We start from the raw sequence: 17227 nt of genomic DNA on the forward strand, positions 1-17227 counted from the left end.
CGCAGTGTGTTTAACGCCGCCAAAAGGCGGGGGTAAACAGCACCAATACCGTAAAAATTTCCAAGCGGCCCAGTAACATGGCCAGTACTAAGATCCATTTGGCAAGGCTTGGCAAGTCGCCATAGTGGCTACTGGCTTCACCGAGCGCAGGACCCAGGTTGTTCAGTGCAGAGCCAACGGTCGACCATGCCGTCACCTGATCGACGCCCGTCGCCATCACACCCACCAGCATCAAAAAGAACAGCATCACATAGGCAGAGAAAAATCCCCAGACGGCCTGCGCAATGCTATCAGGCACGCTCACTTTGCCGACCTTGACGGCAATCACCGCGTTGGGGTGGATCAGACGCATCACCTCGCGCATGCCCTGCTTCAAAATCAGAATGATACGGATGACCTTCATGCCCCCGGCGGTGGAGCCCGAGCAGCCGCCGACGAATGCCGCCACGAATAGCAAGAACGGCAGCGCCCCTGGCCAACCGGAAAAGTCCGCCACGGCAAAGCCCGCGGTCGTGGCCACCGAGACCACCTCGAAAAGCGCGTGCCGAAGACCAGTGATGCTCTCGTAGGTATCGGTGAGCCATAGGGTCACCACGGTGATGGTGGTGAGCCCGGCTAAAAACAGCATCAGAAAGCGCGCTTCGGGATCTTGGAAATAGTGCAGCAAGCGCTTTTCCCGCCAGGCAATGAAGTGCAGGCTAAAGCTGAAGGCGGAAATCAGCATGAAGGCCACGCAGATGAGTTCGATGGCGGCGCTATCGAAATAGCCAATGCTGGCATCGTAAGTAGAAAAGCCGCCAATGGCGACAGTGGAAAAGCTGTGCCCCAGGGCATCGAACCAGTTCATGCCCGCCAGCATGTAGGCAACCGTGCAGGCGAAGGTCAGCGTCGCGTAGATGTACCAAAGCGCTTTGGCGGTTTCGGTGATGCGTGGTGTGAGCTTGGAGTCCTTGAGCGGGCCAGGGATCTCGGTGCGATAGAGCGCCATACCGCCGACGCCCAGGGTGGGCAAAATGGCCACGGCCAATACCACGATCCCCATGCCGCCCAGCCACTGGAGCTGCTGGCGGTAGTAAAGAATCGACTCAGGCAAGAAATCGATGCCGGTGATCACCGTGGCTCCAGTAGTGGTCAGGCCGGAGAACGACTCGAACACCGCGTCGGTCATGCTTAGCGCATCTTCGCCAAACAGCATCAGCGGCAGCGAGCCGAACAGCGCCAGCACGGTCCAGAACATGGCGGCGATGATGAACCCGTCGCGGATGCGCAGCTCTTTATGGGCACGGCGGTTGGGCAGATAGAGCAGCAGCCCCGTCATGACGGTAATTCCAATACCGCTCATGAAGGCATGCCAAACGCCGTCACGAAACCAGAGCGACATGAGCATGGGAGGGAGCATCGTTAGGCTGAAGAGCATCAGCAGCAGGCCCAAAATTCGTAAAATGACCCGCAAACTCATCGTGCTGTTCGCCCCGGTTGTGGCTGTGTCATCACGCTGGCACGCTCCTTAGAAAAACGTTAGCCCGACTTGGAACAGACGCTCCACGTCGCGAATACGCCGCTTGTCGATCACGAACAGAATCACGTGGTCGCCGCTCTCCACCTTCACATCGCCGTGGGCAATCAGCACCTCTTTGCCGCGTACGATGGCGCCGATGGTGGTGCCCTCGGGCAGGTCGATATCGGCGATGGTGCGGCCCACGACTTTCGACGACTGCTTATCGCCGTGGGCGATGGCCTCGATCGCCTCTGCCGCGCCCCGGCGCAGCGAGTGTACGTTGACGATATCGCCCCGGCGTACGTGGGTCAGCAGGCTGCCGATGGTGGCCTGTTGGGGGGAGATGGCGATGTCGATATCGCCACCCTGCACCAAATCCACGTAGGCCGCGTTGTTGATCAGCGTGAGGACCTTCTTCGCCCCCAGCCGTTTGGCCAGCAGCGACGACATGATGTTCACTTCGTCGTCGTTGGTCAGCGCGCAGAAGATATCGCAGTCTTCGATGTTTTCCTCTTCCAACAGCCGCTTGCTGGTGGCGCTGCCGTGAAGCACCACGGTGCGATCCAGCCGCTCGGAGAGCGTGGTGCAGCGCTCCAGGCTGTGCTCGATGATCTTGACCTGATGGCTGTGCTCCAAGTGCTCCGCCAAGCGTTCGCCGATATTGCCGCCTCCGGCGATGACGACCCGGCGGAAGTCCCGCTCTACCTTGCGCAGCTCGCTCATCACCGCGCGGATATCTCGCCGGGCGGCGAGAAAAAACACCTCGTCGTCGGCTTCGATGATGGTGTCGCCCCGGGGGATGATCGGTCGGTTGCGGCGGTAGATCGCCGCGACACGGGTTTCCACGTTGGGCATGTGCTTGCCCAGAAAGGCCAAATCCTGGCCCACCAATGGACCGCCGTAGAAGGCTTTCACCGCCACCAGCTGTACCAACCCGCCGGCAAACTCCAGCACCTGCAGCGCGCCGGGGTGCTCGATCAAGCGGCGCACGTGGTCGGTCACCACCTGCTCGGGGCTGATCAGCACGTCGATGGGAATGGCTTCGTGGGCAAAGAGGCCTTTACGAGTCAGATAGGCAGTGGAGCGGACCCGGGCAATTTTGGTGGGGGTGCGAAACAGCGTGTGGGCCACCTGGCAGGCGATCATATTGATCTCGTCGGTGTTGGTCACCGCGATCAGCATATCGGCGTCTTCGCAGCCCGCCTGGCGCAGCACGATCGGGTAGGAGCCTGCGCCGGTCACCGTGCGGATATCCAGCTTGGTGTGCAGCTCGCGCAGTTTTGCGCCGTCGGTATCGACGACGGTGATGTCGTTCTCCTCGCGGGCAAGGTGCTCCGCAAGGGTGCCGCCGACTTGGCCGGCGCCGAGAATGATGATTTTCATCGCTAAGCATCGGTTCCGTTATGAGCGCCAACGTTTTATCAGCACGCAGTGTGCGCTGCAACAAAGACGGCGGCCAGTGTAAACCAGCCGCCGTCGAAAAGCAGGTAGGGATTATTCCAGCGTGAAGCCGACTTTGATCGTGACCTGCCAGTGTGCCACGCGGCCATCCTCGATGTGCCCACGCGTGTCGGTGACTTCAAGCCAGCGCATATTGCGAACGCTTTCGGCGGCTTTGGTCAGGGCATTCTGCACGGCGTCCTCGATTCCTTTTTCGGATGAACCGGTTAGCTCGATATGTTTATAGGTATGATGACTCATGCTGTCTCCTTGCGTGTCATGAAAAGGCGGCCTAGTGCTTAAGCCGTACGCTTCTCTAGTCTGGCATAAAAAAAGCCATCGTGACTGTTCACGGCAGGAAACAGCTGGCGGCCCGTGCCGCTTTGCTCACCCCAGGCCACGTCATGGGGCGTGGTGGCATGGGCGTCCGGGGTGCGGTCTAAAAACGCATCGATTTGTGCGGCGTTCTCTTCGGGCAGCACCGAACAGGTAGCGTAGAGTAGGGTCCCACCTGGGCGTAGCAGTGGCCATAGATTATCCAGCAGCCGTTGCTGGAGCTTGGCAAGCTGGCGAATGTCCTCTTTACGGCGTAGCGCTTTGATGTCCGGATGGCGACGAATCACGCCGGTGCCGGAGCAGGGGGCATCCAGCAAAATGGCATCAAAGGGCGTGCCGCTCCACCAGTCGCGGGTGGTGGCATCGGCGTGCTTTAGTTCGGCACTGAGCCCTAAACGGCCGAGCGTGTCGTCGACTTTTGCCAGCCGCTGGTTGTCGCTATCCAGCGCGGTCAGGGAAATGTCGAACTGCTCTAGCAAGTGAGCAGTTTTGCCGCCAGGGGCGCAGCAGGCGTCCAGTACATGGGCGCCGGGACGTGGCGCGAGAGCCGGGCCCAGCAGCGCGGCGCAGAGCTGTGCCGCCTCGTCCTGCACGCTGACGTGGCCCTGTTCGAAGCCAGGCAGCGTCGAGACATCGCAAGGGTGAGTCAGCGTGATGCCATCGGGGGCATGGAGGCAGAGGTGGCCATCCAAGCCCTGCTCGGTGAGTCGCTGCAGGTACGCTTCACGATCATTGTGGCGCTGGTTGACGCGCAGCGTCATCGGCCCCGGTTCGTTGTTGGCCTCGGCAATGGCACGCCACTGCTCGGGCCAGGCGCTGCGCAGCTTGCCGAGCAGCCACTGGGGGTGTTCCAAGGCCACGCTCTCATCACGGTCCACTTCGGCCTGCAGCGCATCGGCCTCGCGCTGTAGTCGGCGCAGGCAACCGTTGAGCACGCGAGTTGCCCACTCTTTGTCCAGCAGGCGAGCGGCCCCGGCGGTTTCCCCCACGGCGGCGTGGGCAGGTGTGCGCATGTAGAGCAGTTGATAGATACCGATCAGCAGCAGCGCCTGGATATCCGCGTCACGCTTTTTGAAGGGCTGCTTCAGCAGGCGGCTGGCCAACGCTTGCAGGCGCGGCAAACGTCGGCAGGTGCCGTAACAGAGTTCTTTGAGCAGCGCGCGGTCTCTGGCAATGACGCTGTGCTCATCGAGCCCGGCCAGGGAGCCTTTATCGGTGAGAATCGGCACCAGGCTTCTGGCCGCCGCCGCGCGCACGTCCAGGCCGCTACCGCCTTTGGTGGGTCGCTCGCTCATGGGTGCGCTCCTTGCGAGGCTGGCTGTGAAGGCTGTCCAAGGCGAACACCCTCGCTCAAGGGCGTTTGGCGGGCATTCAAAAGATCACGCACTGCCATGGCTTTGCCGCCGGGCAGCTGGGCACGGCTAACGCACAGCACTTCCTGGCCCTGGGCACCGCAGGCAATGCGCAGGTGTTCGTCGCCATGTGCCAACAGCGTACCGGGGGCGACGGGCGACTGCTCACCGGGCTCTACGCTGGCCATCAACAGCCGCAGACGATCGTTCCCCAGGGTGCACCAAGCCACCGGCCAAGGGTTGAAGGCGCGGATTTTACGCGCCAGCTGCTCGGCGGGCTGGCTAAAGTCGAGCTCGGCCTCGGCTTTACTAAGTTTGGCGGCGTAGGTCACGCCCTCGTCGGGCTGCGGCGTGGCCTCCAGGCTTCCGCTGTCCAGCTGATCGAGTACGGTCACCAATGCATTGGCGCCTTGAATGGCCAGCCGATCATGGAGGTCGCCGCCCGTGGTGCGTGCGGTGATCGGGGTGCGCACGTCGTAGAGCATGGCGCCGGTATCCAGCCCCGCGTCCATCTGCATGATGGTGACGCCGGAGGCGCTATCACCCGCTTCGATGGCGCGCTGAATCGGCGCCGCGCCGCGCCAGCGGGGCAGCAGCGAGGCGTGGACGTTGATACAGCCTAACCGCGGCGTATCCAGCACCGCCTGGGGCAGCAGCAGCCCATAGGCGACCACCACCATCACATCGGCATTCAGCGCCGCCAGTTCGGCTTGCGCATCGGCGTCTTTCAAGCTGACGGGTTGGACCACCGGCAGCCCGTGCGCTTGTGCCAGCTGTTTGACCGGGCTGGGCGTGAGCTTGCGGCCACGTCCAGCGGGACGGTCGGGTTGGGTGTAAACCGCCACCACTTCATGTTCGCTGTCGAGAACGGCAGCAAGGCTGGAGGCGGCGAAGTCTGGCGTGCCAGCAAAAACAACGCGTAACGGTGACATGGTGGAGAGCCCCTAGGAGAAGAGAGAAAGTGCCATCTATGAAACGCACAAAGGCCGAGAGGCAGCGCTATCGTGCAGGCATTCAGCCTGTGAGTCAGCGTGTCAGCTCGGCCAGTGGCCAGGTGATGAGGTGCCGATTAGGCGTCGTTCATCAGCCTGTGGCGCTTCTGCATTTTTTTCATCACTCGGTCGCGCTTGAGCGGAGAGAGGTAATCCACGAACAGGACACCTTCTAAATGATCGAGTTCATGTTGAATGCAGTGGGCCAGCAAGCCGTCCGCTTCCAACTCGTAGGGCTCTCCGTTACGGTCCAGCGCGTTGAGCATCACTTTCAGGTAGCGCGGTACTTCGGCATAGTACTCAGGGATCGACAAGCAGCCCTCGGAGAGCGGCTCTTTGGCATCACCGATGGGCTCGTAGCGCGGGTTGATCAGCACCAGCGGCTGGGAGTTATCGTCGCTGACATCCATGACGACCACGCGGCGATGGACATCGACTTGCGTTGCAGCAAGGCCGATGCCGCGTGCGTCGTACATGGTCTCCAACATATCGTCGACGAGCTGGCGGACCTCGTCGTCAACGGTTTCCACCGGTACCGCCTTAGTGCGCAGGCGCTCGTCGGGGAATTCGAGAATAGGAAGTTTGGCCATGGCGTTACAATCACCGTTATGCTGAGTCTTTAAGATGAGTTAGCGGCGAACCTGTGTCAGCGCGCCTAACTACTTTACTATGGGCCACTATATCATGCTGATGGCGTTCCTGGGCACGCGCGACACCGTGTGGCCCTCTTCCTCTGCTTTACCAACGACTGCCTGGAGAGAACCGGATGGCGGCCCGAAAGCCTCTTTATTATAGCGTCTTTGGCGTGCTCTTAACGTGGGTGCTGTTGTCCAGCCAAGCTGTTTTAGCTCTGGAAGGCTTACGTCACGATGCGCCGCAGCGCTACGAGGTAGTGCCTGGCGATACCCTATGGGATATCTCGGCCCGCTACCTCCACTCCCCGTGGCAGTGGCCGTCGCTGTGGCGGTCGAATCCACAGGTGCGCAATCCACACCTCATTTATCCTGGCGACGTGCTGCTGCTGGGCAGCTGCGAAGGCCAGCCTTGCGTCACGTTGGAGCGTGGTCAGAGCATCGTCAAACTCTCCCCGCAAATGCGCACCGTGCCAGAGCGTGAGGCCATTACTCCCATCCCGATGGAAGTGGTCCGCGCGTTTTTGCGCGAGCATCGCGTGGTCGAGCCAGGCGAGCCCCTGCAGGAACTCGCCTACGTGGTAGGCGGCGACAACCAGCGTCTGATTAGCGGGGCAGGCGATAGGTTGTACGTGCGTGGAGAGCTGCCGGAGCGCGCGAGCTTAGGCATTTATCGACCCGGCGAGCCCTACATCGCCGCCGATGGCACACGGTTGGGCGATGAGCTGATCAATATTGGCGAAGCGCGCTACGTCAGCAGCGAGGGCGATATCGCCCGGGTCGAGGTGCTCAGTGCTTATCAGGAAGTACGTAACAACGACATTCTGCTGCCCCTAGAGGATCGTGAGCTGAGCGCGTCGTTCGAGCCCCGCGCACCGTTGAATGACGTCTCTGGACAGATCGTTGCAGTACCGGGCGGGGTGCGTTTTATTGGGCGCCTACAGATCGTTGCGCTGGACTTAGGCACCCAGGATGGCCTGCAGCCGGGGCACGTCCTGCGTGTCGACCAGCAGGGCGAGCTCGTCACCGATCCTCGCACCCAAGAGCTGCTGCGCTTACCTGACACTGAAGCGGGGCTGGTGATGGTTTTTCGACCTTACGATCACATGAGTTTCGCTCTGGTCATGCAGGCGTCACGGGTATTGGCCGTCGGGGATCGCGTGCGTTCGCCCACGCGCTAACGAACGAATCATCCGTTACAAGAGGGAACAGCGATGGATGCCAAGGAGTGGCTGGCAGTGCATGCACTGCCTGGGATGGGCGCAACGCGCATTGCACAACTGGTGGCGCGGCAGCCATCGTGGCCGCAAGGCTGGTTGGCGGCGTTGCCCAGTAGTGCCGCCAATGCGTTACGCCTGTGGCTCGCTCACCCGACGCGCAGCCCTTTGCAACACGCGGTGGACGACACCTTGACCTGGCTGCAAGGCGCGCCTCATCGTCATCTACTACACCGCGATCATCCCGATTGGCCTGAGTTACTCGATCAGCTTCCAGACCCACCGGTGGTACTGTGGGCGCAGGGGGATTTACGTGCCCTGAGCGCCCCGGGCATTGCCATGGTCGGTACCCGCCGGCCCACGTCGGAGGGCGGTCGCAATGCACAAGCGTTTGCCCGCGAATTGGCTGGGCGCGGCTGGTGTGTGGTGAGCGGTATGGCCTTGGGGGTCGATGGCATTGCCCAGCGTGCCGCGCTGGAGGCGGGTGGCACCTCCATTGCCGTGCTGGGAAGCGGTATCGACGTCATTTACCCCGCACGCCATCGGGATCTTTATGAACAGCTCAGCACCCAGGCCGGCGGTTTGGTGCTGTCCGAACACCCGCCGGGCACGACGGCTCGTCCGGTCTTTTTTCCCCGCCGTAATCGTATCGTCACTGGACTATCGCTTGGCACTCTGGTGGTCGAAGCCACCGAAAAAAGCGGTTCGCTGGTCAGCGCCCGCCTTGCCCTGGAGCAAGGGCGCGAGCTTTTTGCGTTGCCGGGCTCGGTGCATAACGTGCAAGCCCGTGGCTGCCTGCAACTCCTGCGTAGCGGGGCCACGCTGGTGCGCCATGTGGACGACATGCTCGAAGAATTGCAGCAATGGGCGCCCCACTACCTGCACGAAGAGGCGGCTGTCGGTGCCAAGCCGGTCTCCCACGGCACCGACAGCCCTTCGCCTATCACCGGCGACCCGCTGCTCGATGCACTGGGCACTTCGCCAACGCCGATCGATCTGCTGGTGCAAACCACCGGTCTCTCGGTCAGTGATTGCCAACAGCGGCTGTTAATGCTTGAGCTCGAAGGTCAGGCGACGCAGCAGGCAGGTGGCTGGGTGAGAGTGACGGCCCCGTGGTAAGATGCAGTCACCTTTGTTCGATTGGCTGAGAGCTTATCAGGAGCGTCTATGAAACCGGCGGTTGACGTGAAAGCGGCGGTAGCTGCGCTGCGTAAAGGCGGTGTGATTGCCTGCCCCACCGAAGCGGTGTGGGGGTTGAGCTGTGACCCCGATAATGACGAAGCGCTGGCGCATCTCATGCGTATGAAGGAGCGCGACCCGGCCAAGGGCGTGATTTTGGTGGCGGCGACCATTCAGCAGTTTCAGCCCTGGCTCAATCAGCTACCGTTAGCGTTACATGCGCCGCTGGCCGCCAGTTGGCCCGGTCCCCATACGTGGTTGGTGCCCGATAACGGCAGGAGCCACGGCCTGGTGCGCGGCGCTCATCAAAGCGTGGCGCTACGCGTCACCGACCATCCGCTGATGAAAGCGCTGTGCGAGGCGTTTGGTGGTCCGCTCGTTTCCACCTCGGCCAACCGAGCCGGTGACCCGCCTGCCATGAGCGCAGAAGAGGTCGCCACCATTTTTGGCGAAGACGTCGCAGCTATCGTGGCGGGCGAATTGGGCGGCAATGCCAAACCCAGCACCATCCGCGATTTAGTGACCGGCAAAGTGATGCGTGACTAGCCGCTCGGCTTCGTCACACTGTCAGCGATTCACGATTCACGATTCACGATTCACGATTCACGATTCACGATTCACGATTCACCTCACCAGGAGTCAACGTGGCCCACGAGCACCTAGACGACGTCAAAGCGTATCTACTCGATCTTCAGGAGCGCCTATGTGAAGGGCTTGCCGCCGCTGACGGACGGGCCGCGTTCAAAGAGGATAGTTGGCAGCGAGAAGAGGGGGGCGGAGGGCGCTCGCGGGTGATGGAGTCGGGCGCTGTTTTCGAAAAAGGCGGCGTCAACTTTTCCCATGTGTACGGTGCACAATTGCCGCCCTCTGCCACCGCCGCACGGCCGGAGCTGGCCGGACGCAGTTTTCACGCGGTCGGCGTCTCTTGGGTCATGCACCCGGAGAACCCCAACGTACCCACCAGCCACGGCAACGTGCGCTTTTTCATTGCCGAAAAAGAGGGCGAGCCACCGGTGTGGTGGTTTGGCGGGGGCTTCGACCTGACCCCCTACTATCCCGTGTTCGAGGACGTAGTGCACTGGCATCAGGTCGCACGCGACGCCTGCGCGCCCTTTGGAGAGGGTGTTTATGAGCGCTACAAAGCGTGGTGCGACGACTACTTTTACCTCAAGCACCGCGACGAGACTCGCGGGGTGGGTGGCCTATTCTTCGACGACCTGAACGAGGGCAGCTTCGAAGAGTGTTTTGCCTTCCAGCGCGCGGTAGGCGATAGCTTTCTGGACGCTTACCTCCCCATCGTCGAGCGCCGGAAACAGGACGCATGGGGCCAGCCGGAGCGGGAGTTCCAGCTCTATCGGCGTGGCCGCTACGTCGAATTCAACCTGGTGTGGGACCGAGGCACGCTGTTTGGCTTGCAAAGCGGCGGACGCACGGAATCGATTTTGATGTCCATGCCGCCGCTGGCCCGCTGGGAGTACGCCTTCACGCCTGAGGCAGGTAGCCGTGAAGCCGTGCTGCACGACTATCTGGTGCCCCGCGATTGGCTGACCGAAGCCGCCCAGCAGCGCCATGCCTAAGGAGTGTCGATGAGCGACCGTTACTGCGTGTTTGGTAATCCGATCAAACACTCGAAATCACCGCTGATTCACGGTGAGTTCGCCCGTCAAACCCAGCAGCCCATGACGTACACGGCGGAACTGGCGCCTGAGGATGGTTTTACAGACGCATGGCGAGCTTTCGTGTCGGGCGGTGGCCGGGGTGCCAACGTGACCGTACCGTTCAAAGGCGATGCTTTTGCGCTTTGCGATACGTTGAGCTATCGCGCCAAGCGCGCCCAAGCGGTCAATACGCTGATCGTGGGGGGTAACGGGCGCACCTACGGTGATACGACCGATGGTATTGGATTGGTGCGTGATTTGGCCTATCACCGCGTCCCTCTGGCGGGTAAGCGCGTGCTGGTGCTCGGCGCTGGGGGTGCCGTGCGTGGCATTTTAGAGCCACTGCTGGCCGAAAAACCCAGCGAGGTGGTCGTCGCCAACCGGACCGTGGCAAAAGCCGAGCAGTTGGCGGAGGCGTTCGTGGATCTGGGGCGTATTCATGGCGGTGGCTTTGCGTCGGTAGAGGGGCCGTTCGATGTGGTCATTAACGGCACCAGTGCCAGCCTGTCAGGCGAGCTGCCGCCGCTACCGGAGACACTGTTTGGCGAAGGTGCCTGGGCCTACGACATGATGTACGGCGCCGAGCCGACGGTGTTTCTTCAGTGGGCAGGACCGCGCGGCGCAAAGCTGCTGGATGGTTTGGGTATGCTGGTCGAGCAGGCGGCCGAGTCGTTCTTTGCATGGCGCAACGTGAGACCCGAAACGGCCAGCGTACGCACGCTGCTACGTCAATCGCTCAATTATTGAGCAGGGCGATGGGGGCGAGTGCCCCCATCGTGTCGTCGTGACCTAACGCGATTTGGTATAAAACCCCACCATGCACATCACCAGCCCCACCACGGATAGCAGCATGCCGCCGTTGACCAGCAGTGGTGAACGCTCGAGCCACGACACGAAAGGCTGCGGCGTGTCATAGCATGCACCATCCAGATAGTTCCAATAGCCACCATCGAGCTGACAAGCGCGGACGTCCCCCAACTCCCAAAAATAGACGCCCAGTAGCACCAGAATTGGTAGCACTAATAGCAGTAAACCCAATCGGATCATCGAAAACCTCTAAGTGGTGCTACGGGCGTGGGCAGTTGGGCGTGCGGCCGCTGCTGCGCGCCTGCTCGTAGGTGGCCAGCGCTTGATCCATGTTGGCTTGCAGGCCTTGAATCCGCTGGCCTTGACTCGGGTGGGTCGACATCCAGGCGGGAGGCGCGCCGCCGCCCGATGCGGCCTGCATGTTCTCCCATAGCGTGACGCTTTCGCGCGGATCGAACCCCGCCTGCGCCATGAGCTGTAAGCCAATCACATCGGCCTCGCTCTCATGACGTCGGGAGAACGGCAGCGCGATCCCGTATTCGGCACCCAAGCCGAGCACGCCCATGAGCTGCTGGCCTGCCGGGGTCTGCATCCCCGAGGTGCTGGAAATGACCGAGAGACCCAGCGACGTGGCACTTTGGGTGGAGGCGCGCTCGTTGGCATGACGCGCGAGCACGTGGCCGATTTCATGGCCGACGACCGAGGCGAGCTGGTCCTGCGTGGTGGCAATATCCAACATGCCGGTGTTGACGCCCATGTAGCCGCCCGGGAGGGCGAAGGCATTCGGCTGTTCGGATTCGAAGACACGAATTTGCCAATCGAGGTTACGCTGTTCGTTGGGGAGAACGTCGACGATCGCATTGGTGATGCACTGCACGTAGCGGTGGCTCGCCTGGCCAGCGGTCGGAATGTTTTGCTGATATTCGGCGAAGGCCTGCTGGCCCATTTGATTCAGCTGATCATCGGAGAGCAGCAACAGCTGTGAGCGGCCGGTGGGTGAGGTCGAGCAGGCTGCGATCGAGGCGCACAGCGCCGTCACCGCTAATGGGCGAAGCCAACGCATAGACAGTTTCCTTATAGACGAGTAGGTATCCTTGCACACAAGATAACCACTGACCGTGGTAAATCAACCCCTATCATAACGCACTCTGAGGATGACGATGGATGCCGAATTAAGCCAACGCCTGGCGCGATTACTCGATCATGTCGACCACTGGCTGCCACCCGCACCTGTCCCGGTCGAGTGGGAAAAACACGTGGCGGCCATTTGGCAACGCCACCCGCTGGGTGGGCGGTTGGTGCCCGTGCCGCCAAGAGACACGATGACGCTGGACGACCTGCTCGGTATCGAGCGGCAAAAGCTGGCGTTGGTCGATAATACGCGCGCCTTTTTACAAGGGCTACCTGCCAACCATGCGCTGCTGTGGGGCTCCCGTGGAAGCGGAAAATCATCGGTGATACGCGCACTGCTCAACTCGCTGGCCACAGAGGGGTTACGGCTGATCCAGGTTGACCGACATGATTTGTCGAGTCTTCCGCTGCTAGTGGAACAGCTTCGACATCAGCCGCAACGCTTCGTGGTGTACTGTGACGATCTCTCCTTCGAGGGTAACGATGACGCGTATAAGGCGCTCAAGAGCGTGCTAGACGGCGCGCTGACCGGGCCACCGGATAACGTATTGCTCTATGCGACCTCGAATCGTCGCCATCTGTTGCCGGAGTCCATGGACGATAACAGCGGTTCACGGCTGGTCGGCGAGGAGTTGCATCATGGCGACGCGGTGGAGGAGAAAATTTCGCTGTCGGATCGGTTCGGCCTATGGCTGGGTTTCCACCCTTTCAGCCAAGCGACCTATTTGGAGGTATGCGAACACTGGGTGGGGCGTATCGGCACGTCCCAGGACTGGGACGATGCGGCACGGGCAGAGGCGATTCGCTTTGCCACGCTGCGCGGAGGGCGAAGCGGCCGCACGGCGTGGCAATTTGCGGCCCAGTACGTGGGCCGCAAACGGCTGCATGAGCGCGGTGAGTAACGCGCTTGGCAAGACTCAGCGTTGAGGAATGAGCTGCCCGTCGTCACCGACGTTCAGGCGAATCGTCGGAGTGAGCAGGCCTGACGGCAGTGTCATGCCCAATCCGCGCAAATCGCCAGGAGTAATGGCCAGTTCGCTGCCTGCGGGCAGTTCCCCTTGGCTTGCGAGCTGGCGAGCTAACGTCAACATCGGCGTCATTTGCTGACGGTCGGCGGCGAGAATATCGAACGCCACCGGCAGGCGCAGATTGGCGTCCTCGCCAGAGGTGAGGGTAACGTTCTGCTGATAATTGCCCTGCACTGGGTCCACGCCAGGCATGTCCAGCGTCCAGCGAAAGCCTGACATCTCGACCGGCGGCATGCCAATGGGTAAGCCAAGCCCCATCGCCAGCGTGGCCTGCACCGGTAGACTGCCTGTGCCCAGGCTAGAGGCCAGCAGGCTCGAAAGGTCGCTGGTGTCCAGCCCGGCATTGACACTATAGGGGCCAATACGCACGTCTTCGATACCGAGCGAGGTGACCGCCAAGCGAAAGGCAAACAACCCTGTTTGTGGCAGCGCCAAACAGCCCGTCAACAGGCTGGCTAACAGCAGTAACACCAGGCCGCGTCCGCGACGAAAAACAACGTGCATGTGACTCCCTCCTGAGAAGGACAAGGGTGAATGAGCTAAGGGTAGGTAAGGTGAGTAGCGATGAAGCTGGACCAGAAAAGCGCCGCTATTTGAGGGTGGGCGAGGGTTTCTGTCAAGCATATTTGTCAGTAATGACACAATAAAAACGCCCGCTGCGACAGCAGCGGGCGTGAAGACACGAAGCCGCGTTTAGCGGCGGCTTTTGCGTGCCTCTTTGGTACGGTTGAGCTCGCGCTTTTTGGCTTTCTCTTTGTCGCTGGCCCCCGCCATAGGGTCATAGGGGTTGTCGCCGGAACGAAACTCGAAGCGCATCGGCGTACCGCGCACCTTCAACACTTTACGGAAGGTGTTGGTGAGGTAGCGGCGATATGCTTCGGGCAGCGACGACGTTTGGTTGCCGTGTACCACGATGATCGGCGGATTGCTGCCGCCCTGGTGCGCCATACGCAGCTTGATGCGGCGGCCGTTGACCATGGGGGGCGGATGCTGGCTGACCGCATCCTGCAGCAACGTGGTCAGGCGGTTGGTCGACCAGTGCGCGTTGGCAGCGTTGAACGCCCGTTCGATAGAAGGGTAGAGATCGCCCACCGCCGTGCCATGCAGCGCGGAAATGAAGTGCAGCTCGGCGTAATCAGCAAAGCCCAGACGGCGCTTGATATCGGCGCGCATCTTCTCTTTGGCGTCGCTCTCTAGGCCGTCCCACTTGTTGACGGCCAGTACCAGCGCACGGCCCGTGGTGAGCACGTAATCCAGCAGGTGAAGATCCTGTTCGACGAGACCACTGCGGGCATCCAGCACCATCACCGCCACGTGGCTCTCTTTGATCGCATCCAGTGTTTTGATGATCGAGAACTTCTCAGCGATTTCACGCACGTTCTTGCGTCGCCGAATACCTGCGGTATCGATCAGCACGTAGGGTTTGCCGTTGCGCTCGAAGGGGATTTCGATGGCGTCGCGGGTGGTGCCCGCTTCATCGAACACCACCACCCGCTCTTCGCCTAGCAGGCGATTGACCAGCGTGGATTTACCCACGTTCGGGCGGCCGATGACCCCGATACGAATACCTTTGGTTCCCGTGTCGGCCGGGATGCTAGCATCCCGCTCAGGGAAGGGCTCGAGCACCGTATCGATCAGCAGTGACACGTTGCGGCCATGGGCAGCCGCAATCGGCCAGGGATCGCCCAGACCCAACGTCCAGAAGTCGGCCATGGCCGAGTGCTCTTCCAAACCGTCGGTCTTGTTGACCACCAGCCAGGTTTTTTTCTGATTGACGCGCAGATGATTGGCGATGGCTTCGTCCGCGACGTTCAGTCCGGCGCGGGCATCGACCAGGAACAGCACGATATCGGCTTCGTCGATGGCCGCCAGCGACTGCTCGGCCATCGCAGCATCGATGCCTTCTTCGTCACCGCTGATACCGCCGGTATCGATGACGGTGTACGCCTTTCCACCCAGCATGCCGTTACCGTATTTACGGTCACGGGTCAGGCCAGGGAAGTCTGCCACTAGCGCATCGCGCGAGCGGGTCAGACGGTTGAACAGCGTCGATTTACCCACATTGGGGCGACCGACTAATGCAATGACGGGTGTCATGGAGTGACTTCCAGGGTTTCCAGGCGACCATTGTTGGCCTGGACATGAATGGTGCTGCCTTCCGTGACCGGGCGCACGCTGATGCCCGAATCATCGATTCGGGTGCGGCCGACCAGATTGCCATCGCGGGCGTCGATCAGATGGACATAGCCCTCGAAATCGCCCACGACGATACGGCCATCGGCAAAGGCGGGAGCGGTGAGCCAGCGGTCTTCGAGATCGTCGTTACGCCAGATCTCCTGGCCGCTATTGGCGTCGAGTGCCACGAGATGGCTATCGTCGCTGACTACGAACAGGACATTACCGACTAGAATCGGTGTATGGCGGCTGGAGAGGCTGGTTTCCCATAGCACGCCGCCACGGGTGGCTTCCAGTGCGGCAACCCGGCCGTTGTAGCTAGTCACGAACAGACGGCCATCCGGACTGAGCACTGGCTGGCCCGCTAGGTCTACCAGTCGCTCGACATCGCTACGTCCGCGTGGGGTGGCAATCTGCATATCCCATAGCGCTTGGCCGCTACGGTTATCGAGCGTGGCCAGACGCCCGTTGGCTAGGCCCACGAAGGTGACCGGGTCGATGACCATTGGCGTGCCGGTACCACGCAGCGTCAAGGCAGGCTGCGAGCTGGTATACACCCAGCGCTCTTCGCCGCTAGCGCGATCCAGGGCCGTGATCTGGCCGTCCACGCTCTGAACCAGCAACAATTGTTGATTGGCCTGCGGAGCCGCCAGCACTTCGCTGGAGACCCGCGAGCGCCAAGTAACGCTGCCGTCGCGTTGGTCGAGGGCAATCACCTCACCGTTACGGGTACCGAGATAGACGTGACCTGCAATGGCGTTCAGCGCGCTGGAAATCGGGCTATCCAGCTCGACTTCCCACTCACGCGCGCCGCTGTCGGCATTGAACGCGGCGACCAAACCGTTGGCATCCGCTGCGAAGAGCGTATTGCCTTCACGCGACGGGGCGATGGGGTAGCGGGCACGACCAAAGCCATCGCCGACGCGGCGGTCCCAAACGCTATCCAGCGACGAGGTTTCATCGAAGCTGCGCAGCTCTTTGGGAGTAAAAGCAGGTTGGCCTTTGCTGGCACAACCGGCTAGCAGCGCTAGCGCGAGGGCTCCCAGGGTGGTACGCATCAGGTGTTTGGAAAAGAGCGGTTTAGACGGGTGAGTCGTCATCACTGTGTCGCCTCCTCGGCGCCGAGATCGTCGAGCTTGAACTGTACGCCGTACAGCGGCTGGTTCTGGTTTTGGGCGATGGACTGCGCAGTTTGCCACGCTTCGCGCGCTTGCTCGGGCTGGTTCTGTGCGAAGAACGCATCGCCCCGCACATTGGCTTGTTGAGCCGCCAGTGCATCGGAAATGGGCTGGTCGAGCAGCGCGAGCGCGGCTTCTGGATTGCCCTGCGCGACCTCGATGCGCGCTAGGCGCAGCCACGCCACGCTTTGCACATAGCGGCGCGATGAGTGGCTGGCGACGTCTTGCAGTGCCTGCTTGGCCGTGGACAGATCGTCTTGATCGACGGCAAGACGAGCCTCCAAGAGCTGTGCCAGTTCGGCATACAGCGTGTTGCCGTAGTCGTCGGTGAGCTCATCGATCAGCGTCTGTGCTTCGCTCAGCTGGTCGTCTTCCAAGGTCGTGCCAGCCGTCATATTGATGAGCTGCTGATAACGGGCAGAGGCGGCTTCCGCTTTACCTTCTTGGTAGTTTTGCCATGCGTTCCACCCAAAGACACCCGCCGCCGCGAGTACGGCACCAGCGATCAGCGAGGTCCCGTTCTCTTTCCACCAGCGTTTGACGACTTCTAGCTGCTCTTCTTCGCTTCTCAGCTCCGCCACGGGCGGCCTCCTGTTCCATGGGT

The 17227-nt window shown here is 61.4% G+C and carries 18 protein-coding genes; 6 read left to right on the plus strand and 12 right to left on the minus strand.

Annotation, left to right across the window (positions count from 1 at the left end; genetic code table 11):
- Nucleotides 1-10 precede the first annotated feature (10 nt).
- The 6 genes from FRH_RS08730 to def form a co-directional block, all read right to left on the minus strand.
- The gene (locus tag FRH_RS08730; RefSeq protein ID WP_139528406.1) at nt 11-1459 is read right to left on the minus strand and encodes a TrkH family potassium uptake protein; all 1449 of its coding nucleotides are present in this window, start codon (nt 1457-1459) and stop codon (nt 11-13) included.
- A gap of 48 nt (nt 1460-1507) precedes the next feature.
- The gene (trkA, locus tag FRH_RS08735) at nt 1508-2881 is read right to left on the minus strand and encodes a Trk system potassium transporter TrkA (RefSeq protein ID WP_219862816.1); all 1374 of its coding nucleotides are present in this window, start codon (nt 2879-2881) and stop codon (nt 1508-1510) included.
- 111 nt (nt 2882-2992) lie between these two features.
- A complete protein-coding gene (locus FRH_RS08740) occupies nt 2993-3199 on the minus strand; it encodes a dodecin (protein ID WP_044628944.1) in 207 nt (68 codons plus the stop codon).
- Nucleotides 3200-3237: 38 nt separating this feature from the next.
- The gene (gene rsmB / locus FRH_RS08745) at nt 3238-4569 is read right to left on the minus strand and encodes a 16S rRNA (cytosine(967)-C(5))-methyltransferase RsmB (protein ID WP_281998087.1); all 1332 of its coding nucleotides are present in this window, start codon (nt 4567-4569) and stop codon (nt 3238-3240) included.
- Nucleotides 4566-5558, minus strand: coding sequence for a methionyl-tRNA formyltransferase (fmt, locus tag FRH_RS08750; RefSeq protein ID WP_219862821.1), 993 nt, complete (start codon nt 5556-5558; stop codon nt 4566-4568). The genes rsmB and fmt overlap by 4 nt, the downstream gene beginning before the upstream one ends.
- A gap of 137 nt (nt 5559-5695) precedes the next feature.
- Nucleotides 5696-6208 carry a peptide deformylase gene (def, locus tag FRH_RS08755; protein ID WP_281998088.1) on the minus strand — a complete coding sequence of 171 codons (513 nt, stop codon included), beginning with the start codon at nt 6206-6208 and terminating at the stop codon, nt 5696-5698.
- A gap of 176 nt (nt 6209-6384) precedes the next feature.
- Here def and FRH_RS08760 point away from each other — a divergent pair, with 176 nt between their 5' ends.
- From FRH_RS08760 to aroE, 5 genes are all read left to right on the plus strand, one after another.
- Nucleotides 6385-7431, plus strand: coding sequence for a LysM domain-containing protein (locus tag FRH_RS08760; RefSeq protein ID WP_139525038.1), 1047 nt, complete (start codon nt 6385-6387; stop codon nt 7429-7431).
- A gap of 33 nt (nt 7432-7464) precedes the next feature.
- Entirely contained in the window at nt 7465-8586 is a 1122-nt protein-coding gene (gene dprA, locus FRH_RS08765; protein ID WP_219862825.1) for a DNA-processing protein DprA, read from the plus strand.
- A gap of 48 nt (nt 8587-8634) precedes the next feature.
- Nucleotides 8635-9192, plus strand: a complete 558-nt coding sequence (locus FRH_RS08770) for a Sua5/YciO/YrdC/YwlC family protein (RefSeq protein WP_219862828.1) — start codon at nt 8635-8637, stop codon at nt 9190-9192.
- Between the two features lie 98 nt (nt 9193-9290).
- A complete protein-coding gene (gene hemF, locus FRH_RS08775; protein ID WP_219862830.1) occupies nt 9291-10223 on the plus strand; it encodes an oxygen-dependent coproporphyrinogen oxidase in 933 nt (310 codons plus the stop codon).
- 9 nt (nt 10224-10232) lie between these two features.
- Nucleotides 10233-11051: a shikimate dehydrogenase gene (gene aroE, locus FRH_RS08780; protein ID WP_219862832.1), complete on the plus strand. Its 819-nt coding sequence runs from the start codon at nt 10233-10235 to the stop codon at nt 11049-11051.
- Between the two features lie 42 nt (nt 11052-11093).
- Here aroE and FRH_RS08785 read toward each other — a convergent pair whose 3' ends face one another.
- Both FRH_RS08785 and FRH_RS08790 read right to left on the minus strand, forming a co-directional pair.
- Nucleotides 11094-11351: a hypothetical protein gene (locus FRH_RS08785; protein ID WP_139525043.1), complete on the minus strand. Its 258-nt coding sequence runs from the start codon at nt 11349-11351 to the stop codon at nt 11094-11096.
- 19 nt (nt 11352-11370) lie between these two features.
- Nucleotides 11371-12174, minus strand: coding sequence for a M48 family metallopeptidase (locus FRH_RS08790; protein WP_139525044.1), 804 nt, complete (start codon nt 12172-12174; stop codon nt 11371-11373).
- 97 nt (nt 12175-12271) lie between these two features.
- On the opposite strand from FRH_RS08790, the gene FRH_RS08795 reads away from it, so the two are divergent.
- On the plus strand, nt 12272-13144 hold the full coding sequence (locus FRH_RS08795) for an ATP-binding protein (protein WP_219862834.1): 873 nt from the start codon (nt 12272-12274) through the stop codon (nt 13142-13144).
- Between the two features lie 15 nt (nt 13145-13159).
- On the opposite strand, the gene FRH_RS08800 is transcribed toward FRH_RS08795, so the two are convergent.
- The 4 genes from FRH_RS08800 to FRH_RS08815 form a co-directional block, all read right to left on the minus strand.
- Nucleotides 13160-13774: a hypothetical protein gene (locus tag FRH_RS08800; protein WP_139525046.1), complete on the minus strand. Its 615-nt coding sequence runs from the start codon at nt 13772-13774 to the stop codon at nt 13160-13162.
- A 189-nt stretch (nt 13775-13963) separates the two neighbouring features.
- Nucleotides 13964-15367, minus strand: a complete 1404-nt coding sequence (gene der / locus FRH_RS08805) for a ribosome biogenesis GTPase Der (protein ID WP_139525047.1) — start codon at nt 15365-15367, stop codon at nt 13964-13966.
- On the minus strand, nt 15364-16545 hold the full coding sequence (bamB, locus tag FRH_RS08810; RefSeq protein ID WP_281998089.1) for an outer membrane protein assembly factor BamB: 1182 nt from the start codon (nt 16543-16545) through the stop codon (nt 15364-15366). Before bamB ends, der begins: the two co-directional genes overlap by 4 nt.
- Entirely contained in the window at nt 16545-17204 is a 660-nt protein-coding gene (locus FRH_RS08815; protein ID WP_139525049.1) for a tetratricopeptide repeat protein, read from the minus strand. Before FRH_RS08815 ends, bamB begins: the two co-directional genes overlap by 1 nt.
- Nucleotides 17205-17227: the final 23 nt, after the last annotated feature.

Source organism: Halomonas sp. A020 (assembly GCF_027943625.1).
Lineage (GTDB): Bacteria > Pseudomonadota > Gammaproteobacteria > Pseudomonadales > Halomonadaceae > Vreelandella > Vreelandella piezotolerans.